General features: G+C 70.8%; 1 protein-coding gene. It reads left to right on the top strand.

The features are described from left to right. Positions 1–9: 9 nt before the first annotated feature. Positions 10–1,458, top strand: coding sequence for a mannose-1-phosphate guanylyltransferase/mannose-6-phosphate isomerase (locus V8324_RS21830; RefSeq protein ID WP_336421986.1), 1,449 nt, complete (start codon positions 10–12; stop codon positions 1,456–1,458). The last annotated feature ends 4 nt before the right edge of the window (positions 1,459–1,462 follow it).

Here is a 1,462-nt window from a genome sequence, read left to right as displayed (position 1 = left end):
GGGGCAGGCATGGCGCAGGAGATTCACCCGCTTTTGCTATGCGGCGGGTCCGGGACGCGGCTTTGGCCGTTGTCGCGCAAGAGCTATCCCAAGCAGTTCACCCGGCTGACCGGCGAGGAAAGCCTGTTCCAGGCCTCGGCGCGCCGGCTGTCCGGGCCCGGGTTCGCGGCCCCCGCGGTGATCACCGCCGCTGCCTACCGCTTCGTGGTGACCGAGCAGCTGGCGGGGGCCGAGACCTGTGCCGCCGCCACGCTGATCGAGCCCGAGGGCCGCAACACCGCCCCCGCGATCCTCGCCGGCGCGTTGGAATTGCACGCGCGTTCGCCCGGCGCGTTGATGCTGGTGGCGCCGTCGGATCACGTGATCCCCGACGCCGAGGCCTTCCGCGAAGCGGTCATCGCGGCGGTGCCGGCCGCGCGGTCGGGCCAGATCGTGACCTTCGGCATCCGCCCCGACCGGCCCGAGACGGGCTATGGCTGGCTGGCCCTCAGCGCCGCGCCGGGCGACGATTTCGCGCCCGTGCCGCAGCCGCTGCGGGGCTTCGTCGAGAAACCCGATGCGGCCACCGCGCAAGAGCTGCTGGCCGGCGGCCTGCATCTGTGGAATGCCGGGATCTTCCTGATGTCCACCGACGCGATCATCTCGGCTTTCGAGGCGCATCAGCCCGCGATGCTGGACGCCGTGACCCGCGCTTTCGAGGCCGCGACGCGCGATCTGCATTTCCTGCGGCTCGCGCCCGGCCCGTGGGCCGACTGCGCCGATATCTCGATCGACTACGCGGTGATGGAGAAGGCCCGCAACCTGACCGTGGTGCCCTATGGCGGCGCATGGTCGGACCTCGGCGGCTGGGACGCCGTCTGGCGCGAAAGCGGCCCGGACGCGGCCGGCGTGGTCACTGCCGGCCCCGCGACCGCCATCGACTGCACCGGCAGCCTGCTGCGCGCCGAGGACGCGCAGCAGGCGCTGGTCGGCATCGGGCTGGAGGACGTCATCGCGGTCGCCATGCCCGACGCGGTGCTGGTGGCGCACAAGGACCGCGCGCAGGACGTCAAGCAGGCCGTCGCCGCCCTGAAGGCACAGGGCGCCAAGCAGGCCGAGACGCTGCCGCGCGACTTTCGCCCCTGGGGCTGGTTCGAGGGGCTGGCCCTTGGCGGGCGTTTTCAGGTCAAGAGGATCCATGTCCATCCCGGCGCGGCGCTGAGCCTGCAAAGCCATCATCACCGGTCGGAGCACTGGATCGTGGTGGAAGGCACCGCCAAGGTGACCATCGACGCCGTCGAGCAACTGGTGACCGAGAACGAGTCGGTCTACATCCCACTTGGCGCCGTGCACCGGATGGAGAACCCCGGAAAGGTGCCGATGGTGCTGATCGAGGTGCAGACCGGCAGCTACCTGGGCGAGGACGACATCACCCGCTACGACGACATCTACGCGCGCGGACCAGAGAGCGCCGGATAGGCCG

Source organism: Roseovarius sp. D22-M7, assembly GCF_037083785.1.
Lineage (GTDB): Bacteria > Pseudomonadota > Alphaproteobacteria > Rhodobacterales > Rhodobacteraceae > Roseovarius.
This window is presented reverse-complemented; position numbering and strand designations above follow the sequence as displayed.